Annotated in this window: 33 protein-coding genes; 19 read left to right on the forward strand and 14 right to left on the reverse strand. The window is 70.5% G+C overall.

Translation table 11 applies throughout. The features are described from left to right. Positions 1-265: 265 nt before the first annotated feature. Positions 266-1,993 (forward strand): Ig-like domain repeat protein, encoded by a 1,728-nt coding sequence (locus tag ACZ55A_RS06420; protein ID WP_468835144.1) that lies wholly within the window; start codon positions 266-268, stop codon positions 1,991-1,993. A gap of 219 nt (positions 1,994-2,212) precedes the next feature. Here ACZ55A_RS06420 and ACZ55A_RS06425 read toward each other — a convergent pair whose 3' ends face one another. Then, on the reverse strand, positions 2,213-2,851 hold the full coding sequence (locus tag ACZ55A_RS06425; protein WP_468835156.1) for a TetR/AcrR family transcriptional regulator: 639 nt from the start codon (positions 2,849-2,851) through the stop codon (positions 2,213-2,215). A gap of 66 nt (positions 2,852-2,917) precedes the next feature. Continuing rightward, on the reverse strand, positions 2,918-3,730 hold the full coding sequence (locus tag ACZ55A_RS06430) for a HipA family kinase (RefSeq protein ID WP_468835172.1): 813 nt from the start codon (positions 3,728-3,730) through the stop codon (positions 2,918-2,920). Between the two features lie 207 nt (positions 3,731-3,937). On the opposite strand from ACZ55A_RS06430, the gene ACZ55A_RS06435 reads away from it, so the two are divergent. Beyond that, on the forward strand, positions 3,938-4,168 hold the full coding sequence (locus tag ACZ55A_RS06435) for a hypothetical protein (protein ID WP_468835175.1): 231 nt from the start codon (positions 3,938-3,940) through the stop codon (positions 4,166-4,168). Between the two features lie 40 nt (positions 4,169-4,208). Here ACZ55A_RS06435 and cpt read toward each other — a convergent pair whose 3' ends face one another. After that, positions 4,209-4,742, reverse strand: a complete 534-nt coding sequence (cpt, locus tag ACZ55A_RS06440) for a chloramphenicol phosphotransferase CPT (protein WP_468835178.1) — start codon at positions 4,740-4,742, stop codon at positions 4,209-4,211. A 211-nt stretch (positions 4,743-4,953) separates the two neighbouring features. Between cpt and ACZ55A_RS06445 the strand changes: the two genes are divergently transcribed. Then, positions 4,954-5,406, forward strand: coding sequence for a YbhB/YbcL family Raf kinase inhibitor-like protein (locus ACZ55A_RS06445; protein ID WP_468835181.1), 453 nt, complete (start codon positions 4,954-4,956; stop codon positions 5,404-5,406). Here the strand turns inward: ACZ55A_RS06445 and ACZ55A_RS06450 are convergent. Continuing rightward, the gene (locus tag ACZ55A_RS06450; RefSeq protein ID WP_468835184.1) at positions 5,397-5,963 is read right to left on the reverse strand and encodes a DUF488 domain-containing protein; all 567 of its coding nucleotides are present in this window, start codon (positions 5,961-5,963) and stop codon (positions 5,397-5,399) included. The genes ACZ55A_RS06445 and ACZ55A_RS06450 overlap by 10 nt on opposite strands. Positions 5,964-6,228: 265 nt before the next feature. Continuing rightward, positions 6,229-6,666, reverse strand: a complete 438-nt coding sequence (locus ACZ55A_RS06455) for a hypothetical protein (RefSeq protein ID WP_468835187.1) — start codon at positions 6,664-6,666, stop codon at positions 6,229-6,231. Between the two features lie 508 nt (positions 6,667-7,174). Here ACZ55A_RS06455 and ACZ55A_RS06460 point away from each other — a divergent pair. From ACZ55A_RS06460 to ACZ55A_RS06510, 11 genes are all read left to right on the forward strand, one after another. Next, the gene (locus ACZ55A_RS06460; protein WP_468835190.1) at positions 7,175-7,429 is read left to right on the forward strand and encodes a hypothetical protein; all 255 of its coding nucleotides are present in this window, start codon (positions 7,175-7,177) and stop codon (positions 7,427-7,429) included. A 339-nt stretch (positions 7,430-7,768) separates the two neighbouring features. Then, positions 7,769-7,987 (forward strand): hypothetical protein, encoded by a 219-nt coding sequence (locus tag ACZ55A_RS06465; RefSeq protein ID WP_468835193.1) that lies wholly within the window; start codon positions 7,769-7,771, stop codon positions 7,985-7,987. 255 nt (positions 7,988-8,242) lie between these two features. Further along, positions 8,243-8,605 (forward strand): gas vesicle protein GvpO, encoded by a 363-nt coding sequence (locus ACZ55A_RS06470; RefSeq protein ID WP_468835196.1) that lies wholly within the window; start codon positions 8,243-8,245, stop codon positions 8,603-8,605. Between the two features lie 75 nt (positions 8,606-8,680). Further along, complete coding sequence (locus ACZ55A_RS06475; RefSeq protein ID WP_468835199.1) at positions 8,681-9,121, forward strand: gas vesicle structural protein GvpA; 441 nt, start codon at positions 8,681-8,683, stop codon at positions 9,119-9,121. Positions 9,122-9,124: 3 nt separating this feature from the next. After that, positions 9,125-9,838: a GvpL/GvpF family gas vesicle protein gene (locus tag ACZ55A_RS06480; RefSeq protein WP_468835201.1), complete on the forward strand. Its 714-nt coding sequence runs from the start codon at positions 9,125-9,127 to the stop codon at positions 9,836-9,838. Between the two features lie 34 nt (positions 9,839-9,872). After that, positions 9,873-10,127 (forward strand): gas vesicle protein GvpG, encoded by a 255-nt coding sequence (locus tag ACZ55A_RS06485; RefSeq protein WP_468835203.1) that lies wholly within the window; start codon positions 9,873-9,875, stop codon positions 10,125-10,127. A 2-nt stretch (positions 10,128-10,129) separates the two neighbouring features. Beyond that, positions 10,130-10,534, forward strand: coding sequence for a gas vesicle protein (locus ACZ55A_RS06490; protein ID WP_468835206.1), 405 nt, complete (start codon positions 10,130-10,132; stop codon positions 10,532-10,534). Beyond that, positions 10,531-11,307, forward strand: coding sequence for a GvpL/GvpF family gas vesicle protein (locus ACZ55A_RS06495; RefSeq protein WP_468835208.1), 777 nt, complete (start codon positions 10,531-10,533; stop codon positions 11,305-11,307). The genes ACZ55A_RS06490 and ACZ55A_RS06495 overlap by 4 nt, the downstream gene beginning before the upstream one ends. Beyond that, positions 11,304-11,597: a gas vesicle protein gene (locus ACZ55A_RS06500; protein WP_468835210.1), complete on the forward strand. Its 294-nt coding sequence runs from the start codon at positions 11,304-11,306 to the stop codon at positions 11,595-11,597. The genes ACZ55A_RS06495 and ACZ55A_RS06500 overlap by 4 nt, the downstream gene beginning before the upstream one ends. Then, the gene (locus ACZ55A_RS06505; RefSeq protein WP_468835213.1) at positions 11,524-11,856 is read left to right on the forward strand and encodes a gas vesicle protein K; all 333 of its coding nucleotides are present in this window, start codon (positions 11,524-11,526) and stop codon (positions 11,854-11,856) included. The genes ACZ55A_RS06500 and ACZ55A_RS06505 overlap by 74 nt, the downstream gene beginning before the upstream one ends. Before the next feature lie 250 nt (positions 11,857-12,106). After that, positions 12,107-12,337: a DUF6480 family protein gene (locus ACZ55A_RS06510; protein ID WP_468835216.1), complete on the forward strand. Its 231-nt coding sequence runs from the start codon at positions 12,107-12,109 to the stop codon at positions 12,335-12,337. Between the two features lie 141 nt (positions 12,338-12,478). Here the strand turns inward: ACZ55A_RS06510 and ACZ55A_RS06515 are convergent, their stop codons facing one another. From ACZ55A_RS06515 to ACZ55A_RS06535, 5 genes are all read right to left on the reverse strand, one after another. Next, positions 12,479-12,805: a plasmid stabilization protein gene (locus tag ACZ55A_RS06515; RefSeq protein ID WP_468835219.1), complete on the reverse strand. Its 327-nt coding sequence runs from the start codon at positions 12,803-12,805 to the stop codon at positions 12,479-12,481. 242 nt (positions 12,806-13,047) lie between these two features. Beyond that, a complete protein-coding gene (locus ACZ55A_RS06520; RefSeq protein ID WP_468835222.1) occupies positions 13,048-13,464 on the reverse strand; it encodes a CBS domain-containing protein in 417 nt (138 codons plus the stop codon). Positions 13,465-13,495: 31 nt separating this feature from the next. Beyond that, entirely contained in the window at positions 13,496-14,065 is a 570-nt protein-coding gene (locus tag ACZ55A_RS06525) for a hemerythrin domain-containing protein (RefSeq protein WP_468835225.1), read from the reverse strand. 346 nt (positions 14,066-14,411) lie between these two features. Continuing rightward, the gene (locus ACZ55A_RS06530; RefSeq protein WP_468835228.1) at positions 14,412-15,386 is read right to left on the reverse strand and encodes a YihY/virulence factor BrkB family protein; all 975 of its coding nucleotides are present in this window, start codon (positions 15,384-15,386) and stop codon (positions 14,412-14,414) included. Positions 15,387-15,407: 21 nt separating this feature from the next. Further along, positions 15,408-15,956, reverse strand: a complete 549-nt coding sequence (locus ACZ55A_RS06535; RefSeq protein ID WP_468835231.1) for a type 1 glutamine amidotransferase domain-containing protein — start codon at positions 15,954-15,956, stop codon at positions 15,408-15,410. A gap of 391 nt (positions 15,957-16,347) precedes the next feature. Between ACZ55A_RS06535 and ACZ55A_RS06540 the strand changes: the two genes are divergently transcribed. Further along, positions 16,348-17,319 carry an SDR family NAD(P)-dependent oxidoreductase gene (locus ACZ55A_RS06540; protein WP_468835233.1) on the forward strand — a complete coding sequence of 324 codons (972 nt, stop codon included), beginning with the start codon at positions 16,348-16,350 and terminating at the stop codon, positions 17,317-17,319. A gap of 247 nt (positions 17,320-17,566) precedes the next feature. On the opposite strand, the gene ACZ55A_RS06545 is transcribed toward ACZ55A_RS06540, so the two are convergent. The 4 genes from ACZ55A_RS06545 to ACZ55A_RS06560 all read right to left on the reverse strand — a co-directional run bounded on the left by ACZ55A_RS06545 (position 17,567) and on the right by ACZ55A_RS06560 (position 19,780). Continuing rightward, positions 17,567-17,791, reverse strand: a complete 225-nt coding sequence (locus ACZ55A_RS06545; protein WP_468835235.1) for a hypothetical protein — start codon at positions 17,789-17,791, stop codon at positions 17,567-17,569. A 730-nt stretch (positions 17,792-18,521) separates the two neighbouring features. Beyond that, complete coding sequence (locus tag ACZ55A_RS06550; protein ID WP_468835237.1) at positions 18,522-19,079, reverse strand: hemerythrin domain-containing protein; 558 nt, start codon at positions 19,077-19,079, stop codon at positions 18,522-18,524. A 238-nt stretch (positions 19,080-19,317) separates the two neighbouring features. After that, on the reverse strand, positions 19,318-19,632 hold the full coding sequence (locus ACZ55A_RS06555) for a hypothetical protein (RefSeq protein WP_468835240.1): 315 nt from the start codon (positions 19,630-19,632) through the stop codon (positions 19,318-19,320). A 7-nt stretch (positions 19,633-19,639) separates the two neighbouring features. Continuing rightward, complete coding sequence (locus ACZ55A_RS06560; RefSeq protein ID WP_468835242.1) at positions 19,640-19,780, reverse strand: hypothetical protein; 141 nt, start codon at positions 19,778-19,780, stop codon at positions 19,640-19,642. Between the two features lie 385 nt (positions 19,781-20,165). On the opposite strand from ACZ55A_RS06560, the gene ACZ55A_RS06565 reads away from it, so the two are divergent. The 4 genes from ACZ55A_RS06565 (at position 20,166) to ACZ55A_RS06580 (ending at position 25,184) form a co-directional block, all read left to right on the forward strand. Continuing rightward, positions 20,166-22,133 carry an APC family permease gene (locus tag ACZ55A_RS06565; protein WP_468835244.1) on the forward strand — a complete coding sequence of 656 codons (1,968 nt, stop codon included), beginning with the start codon at positions 20,166-20,168 and terminating at the stop codon, positions 22,131-22,133. Between the two features lie 549 nt (positions 22,134-22,682). Then, a complete protein-coding gene (locus ACZ55A_RS06570) occupies positions 22,683-23,651 on the forward strand; it encodes a hypothetical protein (protein WP_468835246.1) in 969 nt (322 codons plus the stop codon). A gap of 20 nt (positions 23,652-23,671) precedes the next feature. Further along, positions 23,672-24,337, forward strand: coding sequence for a hypothetical protein (locus tag ACZ55A_RS06575; RefSeq protein WP_468835249.1), 666 nt, complete (start codon positions 23,672-23,674; stop codon positions 24,335-24,337). After that, the gene (locus ACZ55A_RS06580) at positions 24,321-25,184 is read left to right on the forward strand and encodes an inositol monophosphatase family protein (RefSeq protein ID WP_468835252.1); all 864 of its coding nucleotides are present in this window, start codon (positions 24,321-24,323) and stop codon (positions 25,182-25,184) included. The genes ACZ55A_RS06575 and ACZ55A_RS06580 overlap by 17 nt, the downstream gene beginning before the upstream one ends. Positions 25,185-25,202 lie beyond the last annotated feature (18 nt).

Below are 25,202 nucleotides of genomic sequence, written 5' to 3' on the forward strand. Positions count from 1 at the left end.
CGGACACGCCGACGCACGCTCCGCCATTCGGGTCATCTCTCTCGTCATCCATATCCCGGCATCAGGCCGGTCGCTTCAATGAGAGGTACCGACGGTGGGTGCCCATCCCCTGGCGGGGACCACGGACGGCCGGCTGCGCAGCGCAGTTCTGCCGTTCGTCTTCAGGGCACCCCGTCAGGTGAGCGCGCTCGGAGCAACTTTACTGCCTTCGGCGTGCAAAAGGCCCCCATCTCCTCAGCGGAGCCTACGAAAGGGGCTGCCCAACATGGCAACTCTCGTCCTCACCCCGGCGACTGTCACAGCGGGACAGACATTCACGGCCACCATCACCGGTGCCACGCCCGGAGAAACGGTCACCTTCACGTACGACGCGGCGCTGCCGCAGACAGTGACGATCGGCGTAGGCGGTAGTGCGACCGTCAGCTTCACTGCGACCACGTCGGGGCCGGTGGTTGCCGTCGGTACCCTCAGTGGTACCGCCGCAGCGGACCTGACCGTCACCCCGGCGGCGAACTGTGTGATCACGGTGACGTCGACACCTGCCGCCCCGACCGCCGGCCAGCCGGTCACCGTCACCGCAACCGTCAACTGCAACGGAACCCCGGTACCGGGCGCCGTGGTCGTCTTCACCGCCGCCGGCGGCGGCCTTGCGCTGGGAATCGGTACCACCGATGCCGCCGGCCAGGCCAGCGTGACCACCAGCGCGCTGCCGGCCGGCACCAACACCGTCGTCGCCACCGTGATCTCCGCCAGCACCACCTGCCCCTGCGTGGGCGTCACCGGCACCGGAACGGTGACCGTCGGCGCAGCGACGAACTGTGTCGTCACGCTGTCGACGACGCCCGCCAACCCGACCGCCGGCCAGCCGGTCACCGTCACCGCAACCGTCAACTGCAACGGAACCCCGGTACCGGGCGCCGTGGTCGTCTTCACCGCCGCCGGCGGCGGCCTTCAGCTGGGCGTCGGTACCACCAACGCCTCCGGCCAGGCCAGCGTGACCACCAGCGCGCTGCCGGCCGGCACCAACACCGTCGTCGCCACCGTGGTCTCCGCCAGCACCACCTGCCTGTGTGTCGGCGTCACCGGCACCGCGACGGTGACCGTCGGCGCAGCGACGAACTGTGTCGTCACGCTGTCGACGACGCCCGCCAACCCGACCGCCGGCCAGCCGGTCACCGTCACCGCAACCGTCAACTGCAACGGAACCCCGGTACCGGGCGCCGTGGTCGTCTTCACGGCCGCCGGCGGCGGCCTTCAGCTGGGCGTCGGTACCACCAACGCCTCCGGCCAGGCCACCGTGACCACCACCCTGTTGCCGGCCGGCACCAACACCGTCGTCGCCACCGTGGTCTCCGCCAGCACCACCTGCACCTGTGTCGGCGTCACCGGCAGCGCGACGGTGACCGTCGGCGCGGCGGCGCTCTGTGCGGTCACGGTGACGTCGACGCCCGCCAACCCGACCACCGGCCAGCCGGTCACCGTCACCGCAACCGTCACCTGCAACGGAAAAGCGGTCCCGGGCGCGACGGTGCTCTTCACCACCCCCAGCGGCACACTGGGCGTCGGCACCACCAACGCCTCCGGCCAGGCCACCGTGACCACCAGCACGTTGCCGGGGGGCAGCACCGTCGTCACCGCCACGGTGATCGCCGCCGACACCACCTGCACCTGTGTCGGCGTCACCGGCACCACGACGGTGACCGTCGGCGTGGGGCAGCCGGTCTTCACGGCGAATCCGGCCTGCTACGCGCTGAACTTCCCCCCGCTGCCCTGGTCGTTCGCCCACGCCACCTTCACCGCGACCGGTGCGACTCCGGGCTCGACGGTCACCTTCTCCGTGCTGGGAGGCGTGGTGTGCACCGCCGTGGCCAACGCGAGCGGCGTCGCCACCTGCACGGGCAACCTCAGCGTGACGCAGGTGCTGGCCGCGACCTACACCGCGACCAGCGGGACGCAGACCGCCACCGGCACCCTGGCCGCCTGTCTCAGCTGACCCCCCGCACCGGCTCCCGTACGGCAGAGCCGGGAGCGTGCCGTCGCTCACCGAACCGGCAGGACCGGCCGATGTGCTGATGAGCGATCCGGCACAACAGCCGTCCCCCGTAACGCAACTACGGGGGACGGCTGCCGACTATAAGGATAAGCGCGGGAGCCACCGCGATCGGTCCCGCAGGCCATGGCCGACCCTGGTCCGGGCGCGCCGGACCCGATGTCAGTCCGGGCGGACGGCGTAGCTGAGGGCGCGTTCGCTCAGCAGATCCTCGACGGTGTCGAGCAGGTCCAGCACGGCCGCGGCGATGGTGTCCGGCTTCTCGCCCGCCACAAGGCGCCGGCCGATCTCGCTGTAGACCAGCGAGTGGAACCAGCCGATCTGGCCGGCCACCACGCGCGGCGTCTGATCGTCCGGCGCGGCGCCGGTCTCCTCGGCCAGCACTGAGGCGAGAGCGTCGGTCATCTGCCGGCCGAGGTCTTCCAGGCGGGCGGTGAGGGTGGGCGCGGCGCGCATCATTTCGAAGACGCGGCCGAAGCCTTCGGTCAGACCCACCGTGCGGTCGCGCCGGTGCAGTTCGTCCCGGAGGCGGGCGAGTACGGCCTTCGCGGCGGATTCGCCGGGTCGCCGCTCGCGCACGATGTCGGCCAGCCGTTGCGGGGACGCCTGGTCCGGCGGCAGCACGAGGTCTTCCTTGGACTCGTAATAGTTGTAGAGGGTGTTGACCGAGACCTCCGCCGCGGCTGCGATCTCGGCGATGGTGACGTGGTCGAAGCCCCGCTCCACGAACAGGCCGAGGGCCACCTCGGAGAGGTGTTGCCGTGTCTGCCGCTTCTTGCGTTCCCGCAGCCCTTCGCTCATGAAGAAAGCCTAACCACGCTGCTGACCTGCAACGCATGCGCTCCTCGGGGCATGCCCCGGTCCCGCTCAGGGATTGCGGTCGTGGCCGAGGAAGTCCGTGGGCAGCCAGCGGGCGGAGACTTTCGCACGGGAGGAGAGGTGGGCGACGTAGGCGTCGCGGACCGCGTCCGGAGTGGTGAACCCCGGCTCGTCGAGCAGCCAGGCGTCCGGGACGAGGGCGACGACCTCGTGCAGCAGCTGTGGGGTGATCCGGGGCGCGAGTTCGGCGTCCGCCGCCGCCAGGTCGGGCCGAGGGGAACCGAGCGCGTGGTGCCGGAAGTCGTAGGCCTTCCCGACCGCGTCCGCAGCGGTGTCCCACCGGTGGTGGAAGACGAGCGCGGCGCCGTGGTCGATGAGCCACAGCAGGGGCCTCCGGTGGCCGGAGGTCGGCCAGGCCATGAGGTTCGAGCTGTGCACCGTACGGTCCACATTGGCGGTGAAGGCGTCCAGCCAGACGATCCTGGCGGACTCCACCGGATCGGTCTCCACCGCGTCCGGCGTGAAGTCGGCGGCCCCCGGCAGGTAGTCCATGCCGAGGTTGAGTCCGGCGCTCGCCCTCAGAAGGTCCTGCACTTCTTGGTGCGGTTCCTCCCCGGCGACCGACGGGTCGAAGTTCACCAGCACCAACTCCGGTATCCGCAGCCCCAGTCGGCGCGCCAGCTCACCCACGATGACCTCGGCGACCAGCGCCTTGCGCCCCTGCGCCGAGCCGGTGAACTTGACGACATACGTCCCCAGATCGTCCGCCTCGACGACGCCGGGGACCGAGCCGCCGCTCCTCAGCGGGGTCACGTACCGGACGGCGGTGACCGTGCGCAGCCCGTCCGACGGTGTAGCCATGCGTTCCCGCCCCTTGTTCCTTCGCGGAGAGCCGCCCGTACCGAGCCCGTACTCCCCGAGCCGTACTCCGCACCCGAACCCTCGAATTTCTGAAGCCTACTGCAAACTTTCAGTCCATTATAGTTTTCTTGCCGCGGTGGCCGACATGCCCCGGCCGTCCCCGGCAGACCGCGCACCGCGACAGACCGCTTCCCCTGGAGAGACGACATGGCGACTCCGGACATCCACGACGCGGCGGTAGCACGCGCCAACGAGGCCCTTCAGACGTACACACTCTCGGGCGAGGGCTGGCGCCGCAGTCCGAGTGAGACCCTGCGGCACGTCCTCACCGACTTGCTGCACTGGTGCGACGACACACAGCGCGATTTCGACGCCGCCCTGGACGGTGCCCGCACCCGGCACGCCGAAGAAACGGGCCGGGCGGGCAACAACGGCTGACGCCTCCCCGGCCCGCCGGCCACACCCGCCGGTCCGGCGGTCAGCCGACGTGTGCGGCGATGGCCCGTGCGCAGTCCATCGACTCGGAATGCGTGGTGTCCACCTCCAGGTCATAGACCACGCCCCGGTGGACCGCCTCCGCCTGGGAGACGGCCATCCCGGCGATCCGGTCGCCCCGTGCGACCTCGCGGGATGCGGCCACTGCACTGTCACATCTGACGCCGACCCACAGCACCCGCAGTCCGGACAGCGCCTTCTGCCACGGCTCCTGGGAGTCCGGTCCGCCGAGGAAGACCTCATCGACGATGATGCGGGCGCCCGCGCGGGCCATCGCTGCGACGCCCTCGATCCATGCGGCTTCCAGCGCACGGAATTCCGGCCCGACCAGCACCGCTCCGTCCGGGGCGAACTCGATTCCGGCGCCCGGTGCCCGCATCGCCGCGGGCACCGCCTCTACCAAGGTGTCGACGCCGAGGGCCAGCCAGGGATCCGGCAGGACCGCTTGCAGACACCGTACGATCCCGGATTTCCCCGAGCTGGAACCGCCGTTGAGAACGATCACCTGAGTCGTCACCGCGCCACGATAGGGGCTCCCCGACAACAGCCGAAACGGATTTTCGCGGGCTGCCGGACCGCCTCCGGGGCGGCGAGGGCGACTCGGACCGGCGCAGCGCCACCGCCGGAGCAACACCGAGAGCCTGGCGCCGCAACCGGACCGAGGCCATTCGGCCGGCGTTCTCCGACGGGGGACACGACGCGCGCGGCTCCCGGGAAGAGCGGGAATCATGGCTGGTATGGAGCTGAACAGCACCGCATTCAATGACCAGGCCGCCATCCCGGACCGCTATGCGAAAGGCGGGGAGAACATCTCGCCACCGCTGACGTGGTCCGGTGCGCCGGACGGTACGGCCGAACTGGTCCTGCTCTGCGAGGACCCCGACGCACCGTCGGGCACGTTCGTCCACTGGCTGGTCACCGGCATCGACCCGACGAGTACGGGCGTCGACAGCGGACAGAATCCGCGGGGCGGCATTCCCCGGAAGAACGGCTTCGGCGAGCGCGGCTGGGGCGGCCCGCATCCGCCCGTCGGTGACCGGGCACACCGCTACTTCTTCGGTCTGTACGCGGTGTCCGATCCGGTGACCCTGCCGGACGACGCGACGGCCGACGATGTGCACAAGGCGATCGGCGAACGGCACCTGGCCAGTGCCACGCTCATGGGGCGCTATCAGCGCTGACGGCGGGCCTCCTCGGCGAAAGCGGCGGCCGCGTCGTCGTAGACGAGCAGTCCGTCTGCGCGCAGCCGTACGCCGGGGGTGGCGGTGTGCGGCTGGAGTCTGCCGTCGTGCATGAGGTGGTGGACCTGCACACGCCGGGCGACGAGCGCGAAGTCCGCGATGATCCTGCGGTGGCAGGACCACCAGACGGTCTCGGCGCACATCACCGCGGTGGGAGTGCCGGCAGCCTCGGCCAGGAGTTGGTCCATGGCCGCCAGGAACTCGGGATGGCGGGTGTAACCGGCGTAGTTGCGGAAGGACGCATTGCGCCAGACCGTGTCGGGGGAATGCGGGAGGGGCTTGCGGAATCCCCCGAGGCGTTTCTCCCAGCGGTATTCGATTCCGAGAGCAGGGAGTTCTTCGGACAGCCGTTGGCGGTTGGTGTCGGGGTTGTGCCGGCTCCCGGGCGCGGTACGGACATCCACCACGGCGGCGACATCGGCGCCGCGCAGCAATGCGGCGATCCGGCCCAGACTCGCCGTACCGTGACCGAAGGTGAGGAGGGGGGAGGGTGGCATGGGCAGGCGTCCCGTGTTCGGTGGGTCGCGGTGCGGTGTTCTTTTCGGGGGTTCGGCCCTTACGCCCTTTCCATCGTGCGCCCTTTCCATCGTGAGGCAGCGGACCGCGTCGGGCGCGCTCAAGGCGCTCGTACGGGAAACCGCGCCCGGTGTGCAAAGCTGGAATGGAGGCCCGGTGCAGTTCCTGGAAGCCGTAACTGCTGCCGGGCCTCAGCATGGCGCCACCGCTGCCTGAGGCGGACCGGAGGCCCTCTCCGCCTCGGCGTCAGCCGCGAGCGCCCCCGGAGCCGGTGTCGTCGTCGGGACCCGCGTGATCGTCCGGCGGTGTCTGGCGGCGCAGGAATCGTTCGCTTTCCCAGGACAGGGTGCGTTCGATCTGGATGAAGTCCAGGCCGGTGGCCTGGGCAAGTTCTTCCTCGTCGAGGCCTTCGGGGTGCTCCTTCTCGGCCCGGGCGATCTTCGCGGCCCAGAGCTCTTCCCTGATGAAGGGCCGCTGCCGGTACTGCTGCTGAAGCTCACCGAGGTGTTCGGGACTACAGGCCGCCAGGAGCCGCAGACCGTCGTAGTCCGGGTCGTCGGGATCGACGGCGGACGAGTCCGGCACCAGGCTGAAGACCTGCGAACTGGTGGGGAGGGCCGCGCCGCACAGATGACACACACCGGGACCGAAGTCCACGGCGGCCGATTCGTCGCTGTCGCACACCCGGACTTTTTACTCCGCCCCGCCCCTTCCCGACGGCGCCCGCCTCACCCGTGTCACGAAACAACATGCCGATGGCCCTCCCCGGCGGCGGCCAAGCCTCCCGATCCGGAGGCTTCGTAAAGAGCGCCCCCATGATGTGGGCCTGGCCCGGAACATCGGGAACACCTGTCCGGAAGGCGCCATCGGCGCCGGCCGGCCGCCCATTGGCCACGCAGCCCTCCTCGGTCGTCCGGACAACACCGGCCGAGCGGCGCAGCGCCCGCCCAGGGAGCGCACCCCCTCCGGCCTCTGACCTGCGGAAAGGGGAAGCGCGACGCGGCGTCGCACACCTCGGCGCCGCCGCACACGGTTCACCCGTTCAGAGGAGCCCGGATGGTCCGACCGGGTGGCCTGATGGTCACCTGAAGGCACGGGCGAGGCCGGGTGAGGGTGACCCCGACGCCGGCTCCGCCCCGAAGCTGCGCCGGAAGACCCACCCCCGAAGGGGTGCCCGAGCGAGGAGAGGCCCATGTACGAGATGCGCGCCGGGCCCACGACGACCGGCAGTCCGGGACTGACGTGGCATGTGATGGACAAGGACGAGACCGGCACCACGCTGTGCGGACGACACCTCACCACCAGTGTGCAGGCCCCGTCGACCGGTCTCGAGCCGCCCACCGAGGGCTATTGCGAGCCATGCATGGCTGCCTTCCGCGCCATGCTCATACCGCCGGCGACGGACCAGCGTGTCGCCGTGCCGGCCGAGGGGCCTGATGACGGATAGGGCGGTGAGTAATTCCTCGCCCTACGTCGCCCTTCCCGGCCCATCAATGCCGCAAGGGAAAGGCGGAAACATCTGGCCGCAAAGAGCCACAAAGAGAGGGCCGCCCTGGCACCAGAGAGGCCCTCGTCCAGCGGGTCTGCGCTACCCGCTCGTCGAGAAGTATTCCCTTGATCAGGGCGAACCACACACAGAAAGGGAGGCATCCCGGAAACTCCTTCCGGGATACCTCCCTCATTCCTGGCAATTCCTCCCCCTGGCCCTCCCCATGGCGCTTTCCGTAGCCCTCCCCCCGGGCCTCCCTCTGGCGCACACTGGGACGTGTGGGAAGGAGGCCGCGCCATGGAGCCCAGGGAAGGCCACTCCGACCTCTGCGAGGAGTTCCACGAATTGATCGAGATGGGCGAATGGAGGACGGGGAACCGGTTCGCGCTGGTAGCGAGTGCGCTGCACGAGTGCAACGACATCGTCCCCCAGGACACCTGCATTGCCGTCGGAATGCCGATCGGATCCACCTACGCGCAGGTGGCCGAGAGTCTGCGCAGCCGCCTGGTGCCTTGAGCACCTTCCAGGTCTCGCGGGCGTTCACCGTCTCGGCCCGTTCCACAGACCGCGGCCGCCGCCCCTCTGGATGACGGTCGCGGGGCAGGGGAGCATGCGGCCTACTCCCCCGCGCCCAGACCGACCGGCCCAGCCAACTCGTGTGCACTGTCGGGCATATGTACGGGTCTCGGGGGCACCCGCCTTTTCATCGCCACCGAGCGAGCCAGGCGTAGTTCGACAGGAATACCCCAACGACGCACGACAGGCGGGATCATGGCGACCGGGAAAAGCACCGCGGAAATCACCGAGTACAGGCAGGAGAAGACCGGAACGGGCACGGATGAGGCAGCGGCGGGGAAATCCGCAGGCCTCGGGGCGGACCGGATTGCTGCGCCTGCGGCCATGCGCCTTGCCGCCGCGCAGCTCGCCGAGATGCTGCACCGTGCACCCGGTTCGGTGTCCGCGCTGAAAGCCGCCGGTGACGGCTGGCTGGCGGACGTGGAAGTGGTGGAGCTCGAAAGGGTGCCGGACAGCGCGAGCGTGATGGCGTCCTACCGGGTTCGTCTCGACGCAGAGGGCCGCCTCGTGGAATACGAGCGCACGCGCCGGTACGGGCGGGGCCAGGTCGACCGATGAGCCGACGGCCCGGGCCACGGTGACCTCGCGTGGCCCAAATCCCGCTCCGGCCAAGCGGAAGGAAGGGATGACACCGTGACTGCCGTTCAGCAGCAGACCCGTGCACCGGCTGGCGGAAGCGGCTCGGGGAATCTCTACGATGTCCTGGAGCTGATTCTCGACCGCGGGCTGGTCATCGATGCCTTTGTGCGGGTCTCCCTCGTCGGCATCGAGTTACTGAAGATCGACGTACGCGTCGTCGTCGCGAGCGTGGACACCTATCTGCGCTTCGCCGAGGCATGCAACCGGCTGGATCTCGAATCGGGCCGCAAGGCGCCGGAACAGCTCACCGATCTCGTCGGTGAGGCGACCGAGAACGGCGCCAAGGGAAAGTCGAAGGGCGCGCTGGCGGGCGCCGTCGAGGCGGTCAGCGAATCGCTGCACAGGGGCCGCGACGAGCCCGAGGAAAGGGAAGAGCGCCCGGCACGCAAGACCGCGTCCGCCGGACGCCGGACCGCCCACCGCCGGGAGGAGTGACCCATGACGACGTACGTCTACGCCATCACCGATGCCGGCCACCCCCTGCGGCTGTCCGGCCTCGGCGGGGTCGGCAACCCCGCGGCGCCGCTGCGCACCGTACGGACGAAAGACCTGTGCGCGGTGGTCAGCGACGCACCGGCCGAACTGCGCGCCAAGCGACGGGATGTGGCGGCACATCAGGATGTCCAGGAGCGCCTGCTGGCCGACGGCAGCTGTCTGCCGATGCGCTTCGGGCTGGTCGGGCCGGACGACGAGCAGGTCGCCGCCGTACTGGAGGAGCAGCACGACACCTACGCCCAGCGCCTCGACGAGCTGGACGGCTGCCTGGAGTACCACCTGAAGGTGGCGCGCGACGAGGACGATCTGCTGCGGGAGATCATGCGGGAGTCCGTCCAGGTGCGCCGGCTCACCGACCGCACCCGGCGTGCCCCCGGCTCCTACCCCGACAAGCTGGCGCTCGGCGAGCTGATCACACAGGAGGTACGGGAGCGCCAGGCCCGCGCCCATGCGGACATCCTGCAACGGCTCGCGCCGACCGCGGAGCGCACCGTGCACGGGGAGCCGACCACCCGGCACTTCCTCACCACGTCGTTCCTGGTCGCGCGGGCGCAGGCCCCCGCCTTCTCCCAGGCGGTGCACGCGGAGGCCGAGCGGCTCGGCGAGCCCTACACCTTCCATCTGTACGGCCCGCTGCCGCCGTACAGCTTCGTCTGACCCTGCCCGCGGATCCGACGAACGGAGGTCCGGCATGGGGCTGCTCACCCAGCTTCTGACCCTGCCGATGGCCCCGGTGCGGGGCACGGTCTGGGTCCTCGACCAGGTACTGCTCACCGCGGAGCGCGAGTACTACGACCCGGAGCCGGTCCGTGAGCAACTGGCCCAACTGGAACGGTCGTTGCTGGACGGCCGGATCGGTCCCGAGGAGTTCGACGCCCGTGAGGACGAACTGCTGGACCAGCTGGAGTGGCTGGAGGCCCACCAGCAGCGACTACGAGGAGGCTGATCATGTCCGACGCACTGGCCGGCCCGGGCGGCCCGTTCCCACCGGCGGGGACCGCCCCCGCGCCGTCCTCGTACGGCCGGCAGGGCTCCTCCGCCAATCTGGCCGACATCCTGGAACGCGTCCTCGACAAGGGCGTGGTGATCGCCGGGGACATCCGGATCAATCTGCTCGACATCGAGCTGCTGACCATCAAGCTGCGCTTACTCATCACCTCCGTCGACAAGGCCAAGGAGATGGGCATCGACTGGTGGGAGCACGATCCCTCGCTCTCCTCGCGGGCCCGCGCACCCGGGCACCTCTCCCGAGCGGCGGACACACCGGCGGCGGTGGAGCCGCCCGTGGAGGCCGCCGGCCGCCGTCCGGAAGGGGAAGGGAAGACGAGCGCGGCGCGGGAGGAGGAGAGGTGAACGACCCTCTGAGCACCTACGTCTACGCCGTCGGGCGGGCCGGGAGCGACCTCGACGCGGCGGTCTCCGCGCACACCGGACTGCACGGGGCACCGCTGCGGACCGTCAGCGGTGGCGGTCTCGCGGCCGTGGTGTCCTCCGTTGCGGCCGATGCCTACGGCACGGAGGGGATGAAGGCCCGGATGGAGAACCTGGCGGAGCTGGAGGAGCTGGCGCGCACCCACCACGAGGTCGTCGACACCGTCCACGCCCGCACGCCGGTGCTGCCACTGCGGCTGGCGACGGTGTACCTCGGCGACGACAGGGTGCACGCGATGCTTGCCGAACGCGGCCCGGAGTGGGGGACGTTGCTCTCCTGGCTCGCCGGCCACGTCGAGCTCGGCGTGAAGGTCTACGCGGACCCCCAGGACGCCTCCCCGCCGCCGTCCCCGGCCGGCTCGGGGCGTGCGTATCTGCGACAGCGGCAGGGCCGGCGGCGCGCGCGGGACGCCGCGTACCGGTCGGCGGGGGCGCTGGCCGGCGAGGTCCGCACGACGGTGGCCCCGCTGACGAGGGCCGTGGTCGCGCACCGTCCACAGCACGGCGAACTGGCGGCCGGACCGGGCGAGAACGTGGCCAACGAGTCCTATCTCGTGCCCGCCGCCGAGGTCCGGGAATTCCACCGGGCGGTGGCAGGCCTGGCAGAGGGCGGCACCGGCGTACGGGTCGAGATCACCGGCCCCTGGGCGCCCTACTCCTTCGCCGCCCAGCCCCTGGAAGGCAGCGGCACATGACGGGCGGTGACCTCACTCCCCCGGAATCCGCGCCCCCCGCGGCCGGACCGCAGATCGCCCTCATCGATCTCCTGGACCGGCTCCTGAACGGCGGCGCGGTCCTGACCGGGGACATCGTGCTGTCCATCGCCGATGTCGACCTGGTCCGCATCGGTCTGCGCGCCGTCATCCACTCGATCACGCAACAGGAGGCACCCCTCCATGACGCTCCCGCATATGAGCCGGCCCCCGGAGGGGCCGTCCCCGGCGCCGTCGGCACCTGGAGCCCTGGTCCAGCGGCTTCAGAGTGACCCGGAGACGGTCGAACGCGACCTGGTCAAGCTCGTGCTGACGATCGTCGAGCTCCTGCGGCAGCTCATGGAGCGCACCGCGCTGCACCGAGTCGATCAAGGAGACCTGACGGAGGAGCAGGAGGAGCGGGTCGGCATGACGCTGATGATCCTCCACGACCGGATGGCAGAGCTGTGCGAGCGCTACGGGCTCACGATGGACGACCTCAACCTCGACCTCGGCCCCCTGGGTTCCCTGCTGCCGCAAAGCGCTCCGTGAGCCGTCCCCGGCCGTCGAAGGGCTCCCCGTGCAGGGCAGCGCGATCGTGGGCGGTGAAAATCGTGGGCAGCGCAACTGTGGGCAGCGCGATCGTGGAACCACCGCTCGGCGTCACTCTCGGTCACGGCCTCCGCGAGCCGGGTGTCCACCCGGACCCGGCCACGACTGCCCGGCTCGTACGGCGTGCGGGCGCCCGGGGATGCCCAGCGACCAACCGATGAAATCGGCAGATTTCGGGCAAACTCCTGGTATGAGCACTGACAACCCTGATCCGGACCCTCGCAACACCCCGGGCCTCGGCGCCGGAGGCGGTGTACCGCCCGGCGAGACCCCACCGGGCGAGGACAGTACGGGCGCGGAGACCGGCCCCCGAGACCTACAGACCCGCGGATGGGCCAAGGGGCCGGCCATCGTCCTGGGCATCCTCGTCGCCCTCTGCGCGGCGTTCTTCATCGCCTACGCCGTGATCATGGCGCGGTAACCGGAGCCGCCGTACACCGGAGCCGCCGCGCACCGCGTCGGCCGGCTGCCCTGTGTCGCGCACCCGCCCCTGCCTGTGCGGCAGGGGCGGGTGCACGCGTGGCCGTGAGGGCTGTGCGGACCGTGCGGGCCGTGCGGGCCGTCAGCGGCCGAGGGCGTTGCGGAGCTGCTGCTTGGTCATGTTGGAGCGGCCTTCGATGTCCTTCTTCCTGGCCTCCTCGTACAGCTGGTCCTTGGTCGGCCCCTGGGCGCCGCTGTGGGAGCGTTCGCCCCCGCGCTGCGAGGCGGACTTCGTGTCGCGGGTGGAGACCTTGCCGGCGGTCTTCGACTCGCCGGAGCGGGCGCGTTCCTTGTTCACCGTCCGGGCGGCAATCTCCTTGGCCCGCTTCGTCGACTCGCCACGCTGCTCGGCGCCTTCCTTGATGTGCTCGTACTGACGCTCACGCTTCTTGCTCGATCCTGCGGGCATGACGACTCCTGATGTTCCTGATGATTCCTAGTGATTGCTGGTGATGCCTGACGGCTCTTGTGCGGGTGGCGGCGAGGGCTGTGCCGATGCGGTGACCGCAGGGAGGCCGGGCACTGTCACCGGTCCACCCCCTGCCACTTTCCCTCCGAACGGCGGCCGGGCGCGAGGCGTGCGGGCCGATCGGGCACGAACCGTGCGCAAGGCTGCCCTGCGCGGCGGGCGACGCCTTCCGGGCGCCCCGGTCAGTCCGTGGAGAGCGCCGCGAGGAGGTCTCCCACCTGCGGTTCGGGCAGCGCGCGGGCGACGTCGGCCAGGGCGAGCATGCCGACGAGGCGAGTGCCGTCGACGACCGGCAGGCGGCGGACCTTGTGGCGGGCCATCGTCGCGAAGATCTCGTCCGCTCCGTCATCGGCACCGATGGTCACGGCTTCGCCCTGCGCGAGGTCACCGGCGCAGGTCTGCTGCGGGTCCCGGCCCTCGCCCAGGACCTTGATCACGAGGTCCCGGTCGGTCAGGACGCCCTTCAGCGTGTTGTCCGTGCCGCAGACCGGGAGGGCTCCGACCCCGAGCTCGGTCATCTTGCGGGCCGCGTCCAGGACGCTGTCCTCCGTCCCGACGTATTCGGCTCCGGCGGTCATGATGTCGCGTGCCACAGGCATGTGCTCCCGCCTTTCCTGCATCTGCTCCTGGTCAGCTGCTGATGGTGTGGCCACGGCCGGTGACGTAGTCACGGACCCGGTCGACCAGCCCCAGCCCGGGAGCCAGCAGCTTGTTCAAGGGCGGGGTGCTGGGCGCCTGGGGGTGCGGGCGGGTGGGGGCGGTCCGTTTCGCCTCGCGGATCTTCTTCCCGAGGCTTTCCAGGACGAAGGGGTGGACGCCGTCACGCAGCTCGGGGAAGAGGTTGCGTTCCTCGTCCTCCACATGCGCGGTGATCTCGGTGCGCAGTTCACGTACCAGCCGGTCGAAGTCACGGTCCTCGGCGTCGCGCCCTTCGAGGTCCTTGAGCAGTTCCTCGATGCGGCCGTGGTCGGCGGTCTCTTTGTCCGCCAAGAGGTCGCCGTTCTCCAGGTGTTCGCGCACGGCGGGGTAGAGGTGCATCTCCTCGGCGGCCGCGTGCCGGACCACCTCGATGGTCAGGGCGTCCAGCAGCAGCTTGCGCTCGACGCTGCCGGGGACCCTGGCGTCGAGTGCTTCGAAGAGCTCGTCCACCTCACGGTGGTCGGCGGTCAGCTCCTCGATGACGTCGGCGTCGTGCTCCATGATCTGCCTGCCCTTCCGATGTTGCTGCGCCGGCCGGTCCCGGGTGCGCCGGTGCAACGGGTTCCCGGCTCGGCCGTCGGCCAACGCCCGGGAAGCGGGAATTGCACCGGATGTGGGCCGCGCAGAGGGCCAGTCGGCCCGGTCATCCGGCCTCCGTGACGATGCCGGGCGGCGGAATGAGGCCCGGCGGCAGCTACGGCTCCAGGGCACTGCGCCGGGCCTCCTCTCCAGCGTCGCACGCCTGCCGCGCCATGGCGCCCTCACCCGCATTCCGCCGCACGGCGGCCGTCCAGGCTGGTGACCAGCGCCGCCGCGCTGCCGCCACGTCCCCAGGCCGGCAGGGAGGTCAGAGGTTGCGCGTGTCGCGGGGTTCTGCGTAGGGCTCCTCGTCGGGCGGGTGGCCGCTTTCCGTGGCGCGGGCGCGTTCGAGTTCGGCGTCGAATTCCAGGCCGAGCAGGATGGCGATATTGGAGATCCACAGCCACACCAGGAAGATGATGACGGCCGCCAGGCTGCCGTAGGTCTTGTCGTAGCTGGAGAAGTTCGCCACGTACAGCGCGAAGGCGGCGGACGCGAGGAGCCAGAGGGCAACGGCCAGGACGCTGCCCGGGGTGACCCAGCGAAAGCCGCGTTTGACGTTGGGGGCCGCCCAGTACAGCAGCGCGATGATCAAGCTGAACAGAATGATCATGACGGGCCACTTGGCGATGTTCCACACGGTCAGGGCGGTGTCCCCCACGCCGAGGAGCTGCCCGGTCCTGCGGGCGAGGGTGCCGGTGAACACCACACCGACCGCGATCAGCGCGAGCAGCACCACGACCACGACCGTGAGGACGAACCGGGTGGGCAGCGTCTTCCACACCGGCCGCCCTTCGCCGATGTCATAGACGGCGTTGGAGGCACGCATGAACGCGGCGATATAGCCGGAGGCCGACCACAGCGCGATCACGATGCCGAGGACCAGGGCGATACCCGCCGTGCCCCGGCTCCTCTGGAGCTGGGTCAGCATGCTGTCCAGCAGGGTGCGGACGGCCCCGGGGGCCAGGCCGGCGAGATTGTCGACCAGGGGCTTGACGGTGGTGCTGCCCAGCAGGCCCACGATGGAGACCAGGGCCAGCAGAGCGGGGAAGACGGCCAGCACGCCGTAGTAGGTCAGGGCGGCCGCCCAGTCGGTCAGGTTGTCGTCCTTGAACTCCTTCACGGTGCCTTTGAGCGCGCCCTTCCACGACCGCTTGGGCAGGTCCGTGGGCGCCTTGGGCGCCGGCCGCTCACCGCGTCCGGCGCGGGAAGGCCCGCTCCCCTCCGCTGGATTCCCGGCCATGGTCCTGCTGCTGCCGTCGGCTCACGCGGCCTTGCCGGCCCGGGCGAACGCGGCGACGAACGCGGCGCAGAAGGCCTTCAGATCGGCCGGCTTCCGGCTGGTGATCAGCGTGTTGTTGCCTGCCGTGCAGACGTTGACCTGCTCGTCCACCCAGTTACCGCCGGCGTTGCGGATATCGGTCTTCAGGCTGGGCCAGGACGTCAGGGTGCGGCCCCGTACGACATCGGCCTCGACGAGCGTCCACGGCGCATGGCAGATGGCCGCCACCGGCCTGCCCCGCTCGAAGAAGCGCTTGACGAACCCGACCGCGTTCTTGTCCATACGCAGCGCATCGGGGTTGGCGACGCCGCCCGGCAGGACCAAGCCGCCGTAGTCGGCCACATCGGCCGCGTCCACCGTGCGGTCCACCGCAAAGGTGTCGGCCTTGTCCAGGTGGTGGTACGCCTGGATCCGGCCGGAGCGGGTGGAGACCAGATGCGGAATGTCTCCCGAGTCGAGCACCGCCTGCCAGGGCTCGGTCAGTTCGGCCTGCTCGACGCCCTCGGGCGCTACCAGGAAAGCAATCTGCATGAGGAGTCGTTCCTTTCTCCTGTGGTGCTTGAGTCCGACACCCCGTGTGCCGCGGTCGTCGGACGGGGCGCGGTGCGGCGGCAGCCGAGAACGCGCGCCAAGACGGATTCCCTGCGGCCCGGGGTGCTCATGCCCGTTCCACCGGGATTAGGCCGGATGCCTCGCGCGGTCACCGAACGGCACGCGGCGGTGGCGCGGCCGGCCCTTACCGCTCCACCCGGCGGGTGCCCTGAGCACGGCCGGCGAAACGGGCTCCATGGGGGTTTGCCGTGGCCCGGCGCGAGTGCGGGCCGGAACGCCTCCGGGTAGCGTCGGAGCAGCGACGCGTACGGACCGCACCCGCGGTACGTGGGGTCAGGGTGCGTGCGAGGCCATGAGGAAAGGGCGCATCATGCGGGTGTTTCCGGCCGTTCCCTCGATCGAAGGGCTCACCGCCGTGGTCACCGGCGGCTCACGCGGGCTCGGGCTTCTCATGGCCCGTCAACTGTTGCGGCGGGACTGTGACGTCGTACTGCTGGCACGGGATGAGGCCGAACTCGGCCGGGCGGTCGGCAAGCTCAGCCGGCCGGGCGGCGGCGCGGTGCGCGGTGTGGTGTGCGATGTGCGCGACCGGGCCGCGGTCCAGGAGCGCTTCGCGGAGATCGCCCGGGACAACGGCCGTCTGGACATCGTCATCGCCAATGCGGGCATCATCCAGGTCGGCCCCGCCGAATCCCTCGGCACCGAAGGGTTCCGGGACGCCATGGACGCCATCTTCAACGGGGCCCTCAACACCGCCTTCGCCGCCCTCCCCCACCTGCGGCGCAGCCCGGCCGGCGGTCGGCTGGCCCTCGTGGGGTCGGTCGGCGGTCTGCTGGCGGTCCCCCATCTGCTGCCGTACTCGTGCGCCAAGTCCGCGGTCGCCGCGCTGGCCGAGGGGCTGCACGCGGAGGAAGGCCCGCACGGCGTCAGCGTCACCGGGGTGCACCCCGGGCTGATGCGCACCGGATCGCATCTGCATGCCCGGTTCGGCGGCGACCGGCGCCGGGAGTACGCCTGGTTCCAGGCCCTGGCCGGCGCCCCCGTCCTGTCGATGAACGCCGAACGGGCGGCGGCGCGCATCGTCTCCGCGGTGCAGCGGCGGCGCCCGCGGATCGTGCTCACCCCGGCGGCCAAACTGGGCGCGGCGGCGCACGGCGTGGCCCCGGTGCTCACCACCCGGCTGGTGTCGGCCGTCGGCCGGGTACTGCCCCGCGACGGCGGCCCCGGTACGGCGGAGGGCTTCCGGGTCGAGGCCGAGGAGCAGCCGCCCGCCCGGCGGCTGCGGGGTGTGCTGGGCGTACTCAACGAACGGGCGGCCGGCCGGTTCAACCAACGGGGCTGATACGGCCGGAGGTTCGCCGGAGGTTCGCCGGAGGTTCGCCGGCGGGCGAACGGCCTCCAGGACGCGCCATCCGTGGGTGTGCGCTAGGGCGTGTCTCCCCGATCTCCGTGGATCAGCCTGCGGCGTCTGGTGCCGTGCATCGCAAGGCGGAGCATCTCCCGCGGACTGGGTGTCCGTGGGTGATGCGACAACGCCGCGAGGTGCGGTGCCAGGCGTCGCAGGCCCACGGAGATCGGGGAGACACGCCCTAGCCGCGCGGGCTCTCCGGCGGCCCCTTGCCCTCGTGAGGCCGCAGTTTCTCCATGGCCTGGCGCGCCTTGCGCTTGGCCATTTCGGTGAGCTTCATCGGCCTGCCGCGACCGGTCTCCGGCTCCGCTTCGTCGGGCTGCGCAGGCGGCTTCGGGGGGCCGGCGATGGGCGGCGGGTGGACCCCCTTGTCCTCGGATTCCCCGGGAGTTCCGTCGTGATCCATCTCGGCTCCCCTTCCTGCTGCGGGGCGGACCGGACTCCAGGCCCGCCCGTTCGGGCGACGCCGGCCCGGCCGCCCCGTGAGGGCGTCCCGTGCCGCGCGGCCCTTCTCTTACTTCACCGCGAAGGGCGCCCCGGCGCGACTCGGGGCAGGGCGCCTACGACCTCCGTGCGCTGCTCGGCCGGAAGCCGGGGAACGGCCCGGTGGCCGGCGGACGGGACCGCCGGTCCGGTTAAACCGGCCACCGCCAGGACCGGCCACCGCCAGGACCGCCGCCCGGGACCGCAGCAGCGCCAGTGCACCGAGCGCCCCGGCGGTGACCGCGCCCGCCGACAGCGCCGGGGGCCGGGGGCCGGGCGAGCGCCGCCTGCGCGGAGTGGTCCTTGGCCTGGGCGTCGAAGATGCCGTGTATCCGTTGATGGCGTGTTTGGCGCCGCAGTACGCGGACTGCAACGGTACGGACCGATGGCCGAGCACCAGCACCTCGGCCACGTACGGCGCAGCACCCGTGCGGCGGTGGCCAGTTGACCGGTCGAGATCCAGGTCAGCCCGCGGCGAGACGGTCCGCGGCGGCACCGCGATCCGGAAGCCGGCGTCCTCCATGACCCGCACCGCCGCCCTGGCGATGTTCGGGCGCTGCCGTAATCTCATGCCCACTCACCCACCCACCCGCTTCTGCCGTGGTGCCGGGCGAATGCCGGAGCCGGCGCCGGACCACCGGTGCGGAGGTGCCTCAGGCGCCGCGGCCGGAGAGCAGGTCCCGGGCGCGGTCCACCAGTCCGGCCCCGGGGGCCAGCAGCTTGTTCGCCGGAGGGGTGTCGGGGGCACCGGGGTGCGGCCGGGTCGGCGCGAGCCTTTTGGCCGTGCGGACCTTCTCCCCGAGCTCGTCCAGTTCCCCGGCACGGCAGACCTCACGCAACCGGACGAACAGCACGCGCTCCTCGTCCTCGATGTGCGCCCGCACTTCGGTCCTGAGTTTCACGAAGAGCTCATTGAAGGCGCGGTCCTCGGCATCCAGCCGTTCCAGGTCTTTGAGCAGCCGTTCCACCCGTGCGTGCTCGGCGAGCTCCTTGTCGGCCAGCTCGGCACCATTCGGCAGTTTCTCGCGGACCGCGGGATAGAGATACTGCTCTTCGGCGACGGAATGCCGGACGATTTCGATCGTCAGCCGGTCGAGCAGCCTTTTGCGCTCCGCGGCCGCGGGGACCGCCGTCTCGATCCGCTCGAAGAGGTCGGCCATCTCCTGATGGTCCGCGGCCAGCTCCGTGATGACGTCTCCGCCGTGTCCCATGGTGATACCTCTCACCGGTATACGTTCATCCGCCTTTCGGCCACCCCGAACGGGTTCCCCGACACGATGCCGGCTAACTCCTCGATCACGGCGAATTGCGCCGGATGCCACGCCCGGAACAGAGCGGGCGGAAGCAGTGACAGAAGACGGAAACGGAGCGACGGCCTCTCCGCTGACGTACCTGTACCTGCCCTGGGCCGTTCGCGGGGTGGCCGCTCCCCTGCGGCGGACGCGGGTCTCAGCCGGCGGGCCAGAATTGCGCCAGGTAGCGCTCAACCCCGCTGGGAACGTCGACCTGGGCCAGCCGGTGGACGGCCGCACGCCCTGAGCACCGGACGCGCATCCTCCACAGCGTCTGCGGCCGTCCGAGCTCGATATATGTTCCGGAGTACCCCGTCATCTCACAGACGGCCAGCTCTCCCGTCGGGGAAGCGATTTCACCAGTGCCCTCAGCCTCCCAGTCGTCGCCGACGACCCGTTCGGCCGGTGCCGCATCCCATATCTCGGCGGTCAATAGGGCTGTGTGGGTGTGCCCGCCGCTCTCGATATCCACCCTTCGTTCATGGAACGAAAGGAAGTCCGCCCGACACCGAGTTCTCCGGAAAGGAGACCGGAACAAGATTGTCGTCCGCCTCCTGAAGGGCGAACAAGTGGAATGCGACTTCTACTGTCAATTCCTGTCGACTGAGAAGCTTGGCCACCACGCCCCTCCTTCCTCCGACGGCGAGCATAGCGACCACCCCCCAAGGCTCGGGGTGTCGAGAGCAGCCTCCACGACGGCGCCCAACTACGCGGATCCGCCCCCGACTTCACCCGCTTGCAGGAGATCGAGGAGGCGCCGGCGCGACGGGGCGGCGCCGATGCAACCACGGCGGGACGTCCTGCTCTGTCTCCGGGCGGGCGAGGAGCACCCGTGCGATTCGGCCCCGCGCGCCTCGGGAAGCCCGGTGCCGAGGCGGGCTCCGTCCGCGAGACACGAGGTCGGCCGTACCGGCGAAGACCATGGTGAGCGCGTCGTTGGTGCGTACCCTGACGTCGCCGTCTCGTCGATGGCCGGATCCTTTCGCAGTACGACAGGAGCACACGATGGCCGCCTCCGCCCCTGCCGGTTCTTCCTCCGGGGCCGCAGCGCGGCAGCGCTTCCGCGCATGGCTGCTGGAGGGCCTGGCCGACATGGCCAAGCGCCACCCCGGCCCGCATGCCGGGCCGCAGAGCGCCCATCAGGGGCAGCGGTGGTGGCGGGTGATGTGTCTGACCGGTGTGGACTACTTCTCGACCCTCGGCTACCAGCCGGGTATCGCCGCCCTGGCGGCGGGGCTGCTGTCGCCGGTGGCCACCATTGTGCTGGTCATCGTGACGCTGGCCGGCGCGCTACCGGTCTACCGGCGGGTGGCGAAGGAGAGCCCGCACGGGCAGGGTTCGATCGCGATGCTGGAGCGGCTGCTGTCCTTCTGGAAGGGCAAGCTCTTCGTACTGACCCTGCTGGGCTTCGCCGCCACCGACTTCCTGATCACCATCACCCTCTCGGCGGCCGACGCAGCCACCCACCTCGTGGAGAACCCGCACGTCAGCAGCGCCCTGCACAACCGGGAGATGCTGATCACCCTCGTTCTGATCGCGCTGCTGGGTGCGGTCTTCCTCAAGGGGTTCCTGGAGGCGATCGGGGTGGCCGTCGCCCTCGTGGTCCTCTATCTGGGGCTCAATGCGGTCGTGGTCGTCGTCGGGCTGTGGCACGTGCTGACCGCCACGCACGTGGTGGCCGACTGGTCCCAGGCGCTGACCGCCGAGCACGGCAACGCGCTCGCCATGATCGGTGTGGCGCTGCTGGTCTTCCCGAAGCTGGCGCTGGGCCTGTCCGGCTTCGAGACCGGCGTCGCGGTCATGCCGCACATCGAGGGCGACCCGACCGATACCGAGGAGCGCCCGCTGGGGCGGATCCGCGGCGCGAAGAAGCTGCTGACCACCGCGGCCGTGATCATGAGCGTCTTCCTCATCATCACCAGCTTCGTCACCACCCTCCTCATCCCCGCGGCGGCCTTCCGGCCCGGCGGTTCGGCCAACGGACGGGCCCTGGCCTACCTCGCGCACGAGTACCTGGGCTCCGCCTTCGGCACGATCTACGACATCTCCACCATCGCCATCCTGTGGTTCGCCGGCGCCTCGGCCATGGCCGGGCTGCTCAATCTGATGCCCCAGTACCTGCCGCGCTACGGCATGGCGCCCCACTGGGCACGCGCCGTGCGCCCGATGGTGCTGGTCTTCACGGGCGTCGCCTTCCTGGTGACCTGGATCTTCAACGCCGATGTCGACGCCCAGGGCGGCGCCTACGCCACCGGCGTCCTGGTCCTGATCAGCTCCGCCGCGATCGCCGTGACCATCGCCGCCCACCGGGCCGGGCAACGGGGCTGGACGATCGGCTTCGCGGTGATCTCGGTGGTGTTCCTCTACACGACCGTGGCGAACGTCATCGAGCGGCCGGACGGTGTGAAGATCGGCGCCTGCTTCATCGCCGGCATCATCCTCGTCTCGTTCCTCTCCCGCCTTGCCCGCGCCTTCGAGCTGCGGGTGACCAGCGTGGTGCTCGACGAGATGGCCGAGCGGTTCATCCGCGATATCGCCCACCGTAAGATCCGCTTCATCGCCAACGAGCCCGACCAGCGCGATGTCGCCGAGTACCGCGACAAGCTCCAGCAGATCCGCACCGACAACGACCTGGAGGGCGAGGATTTCGTCTTCGTCGAGGTCACCCTCGGCGACCCCTCCGAATTCGAGAGCGAGCTGCGGGTACACGGGGAGGTCCTGCACGGTCGCTTCCGCGTGCTCTGCCTGGAGAGCTCCACCGTCTCCAACGCCCTCGCCGCCCTGCTGCTGCACGTACGCGATGCCACCGGCCAGCGGCCGCACATCTACTTCGAATGGACCGAAGGCAACCCCCTCGCCCAGTTCCTGCGCTTCTTCCTCTTCGGCCAGGGCGAGGTCGCCCCGGTCACCCGCGAGGTCCTGCGGGAGGCCGAACCCGACCGCAGTCGCCGCCCCCGTGTCCATGTCGGCTGACGAGGCGCTGCGCCACACCGTGAAAGCCCCCGGAACCACGGAACTCCTCGTTCCACCGCGCGGCCCCCGGCCGAACGGCCCGGCTTGACCTTGCCCCTGCGTCAGGCCACCATTCGCGCCGGATATCCGAGTTCACCACCTCCGTGCTCCACGACCGCGGCGGCACGACGCGTTCCATGAGGAATGGCAGCTTTGCTGCCCAGCCCGGCCTGCAACGGCTCACCTGCTTCGCGCTGTTGGTGCTGGGAACGGCCCCGTTGCTCCGCAGGCACCTCGCCAATGGAACCAGTGGAACCAACTGAGTGGCCCGCTCCAGCCGTCGCAAACATCCAGCCACGCAAGTCCCGTCGGTCAACCGGGATTTCCTCGTGGCTCTCCGGCCCCATGCGAACCCCATGCATGGGGTTCGTGGCCCGGAAGGCCGGCCTGGCGTCGTGTGGCCCGCCTCGTCGCGCGTGCGGATGTGGCGCAGAAGGTACCGTCGGCGGCGGAATTCCTGGCCGCCGGGCTCGGCTCGCTCCTACGATGCCGGTACCCGGGGGAGAGGTTGTGGGAGTGACAGGCAGGACCGCACAGACACGGCGCGGCATCGAGAGCTCAGTCGCCTGGACCATCCGTAATCTCGACAGCCTCGTGGCTCTCGGCGCCGCACTGGTCATCGGTCTGCTGGACGTCTTCGGTGGGGCGATCCACGACAACGTCACTTCCGGGGCGACCCTGCTCGTGCTCGCCGCGCTGGTCTTCGGCACGCTGACCGAGCGGAGGCGCCGGGTGGCGGACATCCAGGGGGCGATGTCCGCGACGCACCAGGCGCTGGAAGACCTCACCATGGTGCGGTCGTTGACCGGGGCCGAGCTCGAACAGGCCCTGGACCGGGCGCGCCGTAACACCGACCGCTGGGTGTTCAAGGGCGGTACCGGGACCTATCTGCGTGCGGTCACCCTGCCGGTCTGCATCCGGGAGGCGCAGCTCCAGCGCCGTTCGCTCACCGTCAAGATCGACATCATCAACCCGGCCGACGAGCAGGCCTGCGCCGCGTACGCGCGCTTCCGGCAGACCTTCGCCCACCGGCTGGACGTCGTCCCGCCGGACAGCTGGAGCGCCGACCGGACGCGCAAGGAGTCGTTCGCCACCGTGCTCGCGGCCTGCTGGCACCGGCAGCGGCTGGACACGCTGGAGATCGACGTCCATCTGTCGTCGGTCGTGCCCACGCTGCGCTTCGACCTCTCGGCCTCCTGCTTGATCATCACTCAGGACGACCCCCGGCGGGTCAACCTGCTCGTGGAGCGGGACCGGCCGCTCTACGACTACTACGTCACCGAACTCCACCAGAGCCGGGAGCAGGCCGTCGCGCTCGACCTGCGACGCACCGTGCCGCTCAGTGAGGAGCCGACGGTCGACGAGACCCACCGGCTCTTCGAAGGGCTCGGACTCCCGCTCCCCACGACCTTCACCGACAGAGACGTCAGCGAGGTCATCGACAAGGCGTTGCATGCGGAGAACCCGTACCGGAGGTGAGCGGCCGAGTGCACAGTCCGATGGATCACCGACTGCTCGAACAGGTGATGAACCAGCGGGGCGCGCCCGCGGAGATCTTCGAGACGGCCGCCTCGGTCCTTGAGGAGATCGCCGCCGGCCGCCGCGGGCTGCGGGCCGTCCGGCATCCGCTGGGCTTCCTCTGCTTCCCGGTGGAGCGGGTCGGCGACCGCGGTGTCTGCGTGCATGCCTTCGGCGACGGAGCGGACGAGGAGGCGGCGCAGCTGACCACCTCGGCGGTGCACTCGCACAGTTGGGAACTGACCAGCTGTGTGCTGTACGGGGCGGTGGGCAATCTGCGCGTACGGGTCGTCGACCGGCCCGCGGAACCCACCCACCGGGTCTTTGAGGTCCTCAGCCGCCCCTCCGGCGTGGACGAGATTCAGCCGACTTCTCGCCTGGTGAGCTGCGAGCCGGGTCCCGAACAGACCAGCCTCCGCGGCACGGTCTACACCCTGCCGGCGGGAGAGTTCCACACCACCGTCGTCCCCCAGGGGCGCTCCGCCGCCACGCTGGTGCTCGGCCGTTCGCTGCCCGGGCACACCGACCTTTCCCTCGGACCGCTGCACGGCACCGGCCATCAAGTGGTACGACGGACATGCGACGCCGAACAGACCGCCCGGACAGCTCGGACCGTCCTCAGGAGGATCCATGACCCCCGCCCCTGACGATCCGTCGGAGCAGTTCGCGGCCGAACGGGCGCTGGCCGTCTCCGCCGCGCAGGAAGCGGGCGCCCTGCTGCGCTCCCGTTTCCAGGACGACTACGGGGTCCGGGCGAAGGGCGACGACGGAGACGTGGTCACCGAGCTCGATGTGATGGCGGAGGACCTGATCGTCAGCCGGATCCGGGAGCGCTATCCGCACGACCGGATCCTCGCCGAGGAGGCCGGGGCGCTGGAAGGCGACCGGGGTGACGGCCATGGCACCCGTACCTGGCTGGTCGACCCGCTCGACGGCAGCAACAACGTCGTCATCGGCCTCCCCGCCTACGTCGTCGGCATCGCCCTGTGTGTCGGCGACGCGGCCGCCGTCGGCGTCGTCCACGACCCGGTGTCCGACCGGACGTGGACCGCGCTCGCCGGCCGTGGCGCGTACGGACCGCAGGGCAGGATGACCTGCCCCGGGCGTACGCGCGCGCCCGGGCGGCCGCTGCTCGCCTGGACCCAGGGGCACACGGTCGCCCGCGACGATCCGACGGCGGGCGCCCTGAAGGAGGTGCTGGAGCTCCGCTCGCGGCGGCTGCTTCAGCTGTGGGCGCCGCTGCTGACCTGGTCCATGCTCGCCCGTGGTGTGATCGACGGCTTCGTCGGCTACCGCGCGGAGGCCATCGACCTGCCCGCGGGCGCCCTGCTGGCCACGGAGGCGGGCGTGGAGATCCGGGCCCTGGACGGCAGTCTCTTCCGCGGGAACGCCACCGGGCCTGACGCCGACCGCAGCTTCGTCGCCGGGCGGCCTGACGACATGCCGTATCTGCTGGAACTGGTCGCGCGGAGCGCAGCGGCCGGCGTCCGCTGAGCGGCCTGACCGGGAAGA

It is taken from the genome of Streptomyces sp. NPDC034111 (assembly GCF_055575375.1).

Bases quoted from the DNA above. Each gene is read 5' to 3' on its own strand.
- ACZ55A_RS06420 (WP_468835144.1), top strand. From the start codon at position 266: ATGGCAACTCTCGTCCTCACCCCGGCGACTGTCACAGCGGGACAGACA.
- ACZ55A_RS06425 (WP_468835156.1), bottom strand. From the start codon at position 2,851: ATGAGCGAAGGGCTGCGGGAACGCAAGAAGCGGCAGACACGGCAACAC.
- ACZ55A_RS06430 (WP_468835172.1), bottom strand. From the start codon at position 3,730: ATGGCTACACCGTCGGACGGGCTGCGCACGGTCACCGCCGTCCGGTAC.
- ACZ55A_RS06435 (WP_468835175.1), top strand. From the start codon at position 3,938: ATGGCGACTCCGGACATCCACGACGCGGCGGTAGCACGCGCCAACGAG.
- ACZ55A_RS06445 (WP_468835181.1), top strand. From the start codon at position 4,954: ATGGCTGGTATGGAGCTGAACAGCACCGCATTCAATGACCAGGCCGCC.
- ACZ55A_RS06450 (WP_468835184.1), bottom strand. From the start codon at position 5,963: ATGCCACCCTCCCCCCTCCTCACCTTCGGTCACGGTACGGCGAGTCTG.
- ACZ55A_RS06460 (WP_468835190.1), top strand. From the start codon at position 7,175: ATGTACGAGATGCGCGCCGGGCCCACGACGACCGGCAGTCCGGGACTG.
- ACZ55A_RS06465 (WP_468835193.1), top strand. From the start codon at position 7,769: ATGGAGCCCAGGGAAGGCCACTCCGACCTCTGCGAGGAGTTCCACGAA.
- ACZ55A_RS06470 (WP_468835196.1), top strand. From the start codon at position 8,243: ATGGCGACCGGGAAAAGCACCGCGGAAATCACCGAGTACAGGCAGGAG.
- ACZ55A_RS06480 (WP_468835201.1), top strand. From the start codon at position 9,125: ATGACGACGTACGTCTACGCCATCACCGATGCCGGCCACCCCCTGCGG.
- ACZ55A_RS06485 (WP_468835203.1), top strand. From the start codon at position 9,873: ATGGGGCTGCTCACCCAGCTTCTGACCCTGCCGATGGCCCCGGTGCGG.
- ACZ55A_RS06490 (WP_468835206.1), top strand. From the start codon at position 10,130: ATGTCCGACGCACTGGCCGGCCCGGGCGGCCCGTTCCCACCGGCGGGG.
- ACZ55A_RS06500 (WP_468835210.1), top strand. From the start codon at position 11,304: ATGACGGGCGGTGACCTCACTCCCCCGGAATCCGCGCCCCCCGCGGCC.
- ACZ55A_RS06505 (WP_468835213.1), top strand. From the start codon at position 11,524: ATGAGCCGGCCCCCGGAGGGGCCGTCCCCGGCGCCGTCGGCACCTGGA.
- ACZ55A_RS06510 (WP_468835216.1), top strand. From the start codon at position 12,107: ATGAGCACTGACAACCCTGATCCGGACCCTCGCAACACCCCGGGCCTC.
- ACZ55A_RS06515 (WP_468835219.1), bottom strand. From the start codon at position 12,805: ATGCCCGCAGGATCGAGCAAGAAGCGTGAGCGTCAGTACGAGCACATC.
- ACZ55A_RS06520 (WP_468835222.1), bottom strand. From the start codon at position 13,464: ATGCCTGTGGCACGCGACATCATGACCGCCGGAGCCGAATACGTCGGG.
- ACZ55A_RS06525 (WP_468835225.1), bottom strand. From the start codon at position 14,065: ATGGAGCACGACGCCGACGTCATCGAGGAGCTGACCGCCGACCACCGT.
- ACZ55A_RS06530 (WP_468835228.1), bottom strand. From the start codon at position 15,386: ATGGCCGGGAATCCAGCGGAGGGGAGCGGGCCTTCCCGCGCCGGACGC.
- ACZ55A_RS06535 (WP_468835231.1), bottom strand. From the start codon at position 15,956: ATGCAGATTGCTTTCCTGGTAGCGCCCGAGGGCGTCGAGCAGGCCGAA.
- ACZ55A_RS06540 (WP_468835233.1), top strand. From the start codon at position 16,348: ATGCGGGTGTTTCCGGCCGTTCCCTCGATCGAAGGGCTCACCGCCGTG.
- ACZ55A_RS06545 (WP_468835235.1), bottom strand. From the start codon at position 17,791: ATGGATCACGACGGAACTCCCGGGGAATCCGAGGACAAGGGGGTCCAC.
- ACZ55A_RS06550 (WP_468835237.1), bottom strand. From the start codon at position 19,079: ATGGGACACGGCGGAGACGTCATCACGGAGCTGGCCGCGGACCATCAG.
- ACZ55A_RS06565 (WP_468835244.1), top strand. From the start codon at position 20,166: ATGGCCGCCTCCGCCCCTGCCGGTTCTTCCTCCGGGGCCGCAGCGCGG.
- ACZ55A_RS06575 (WP_468835249.1), top strand. From the start codon at position 23,672: ATGGATCACCGACTGCTCGAACAGGTGATGAACCAGCGGGGCGCGCCC.
- ACZ55A_RS06580 (WP_468835252.1), top strand. From the start codon at position 24,321: ATGACCCCCGCCCCTGACGATCCGTCGGAGCAGTTCGCGGCCGAACGG.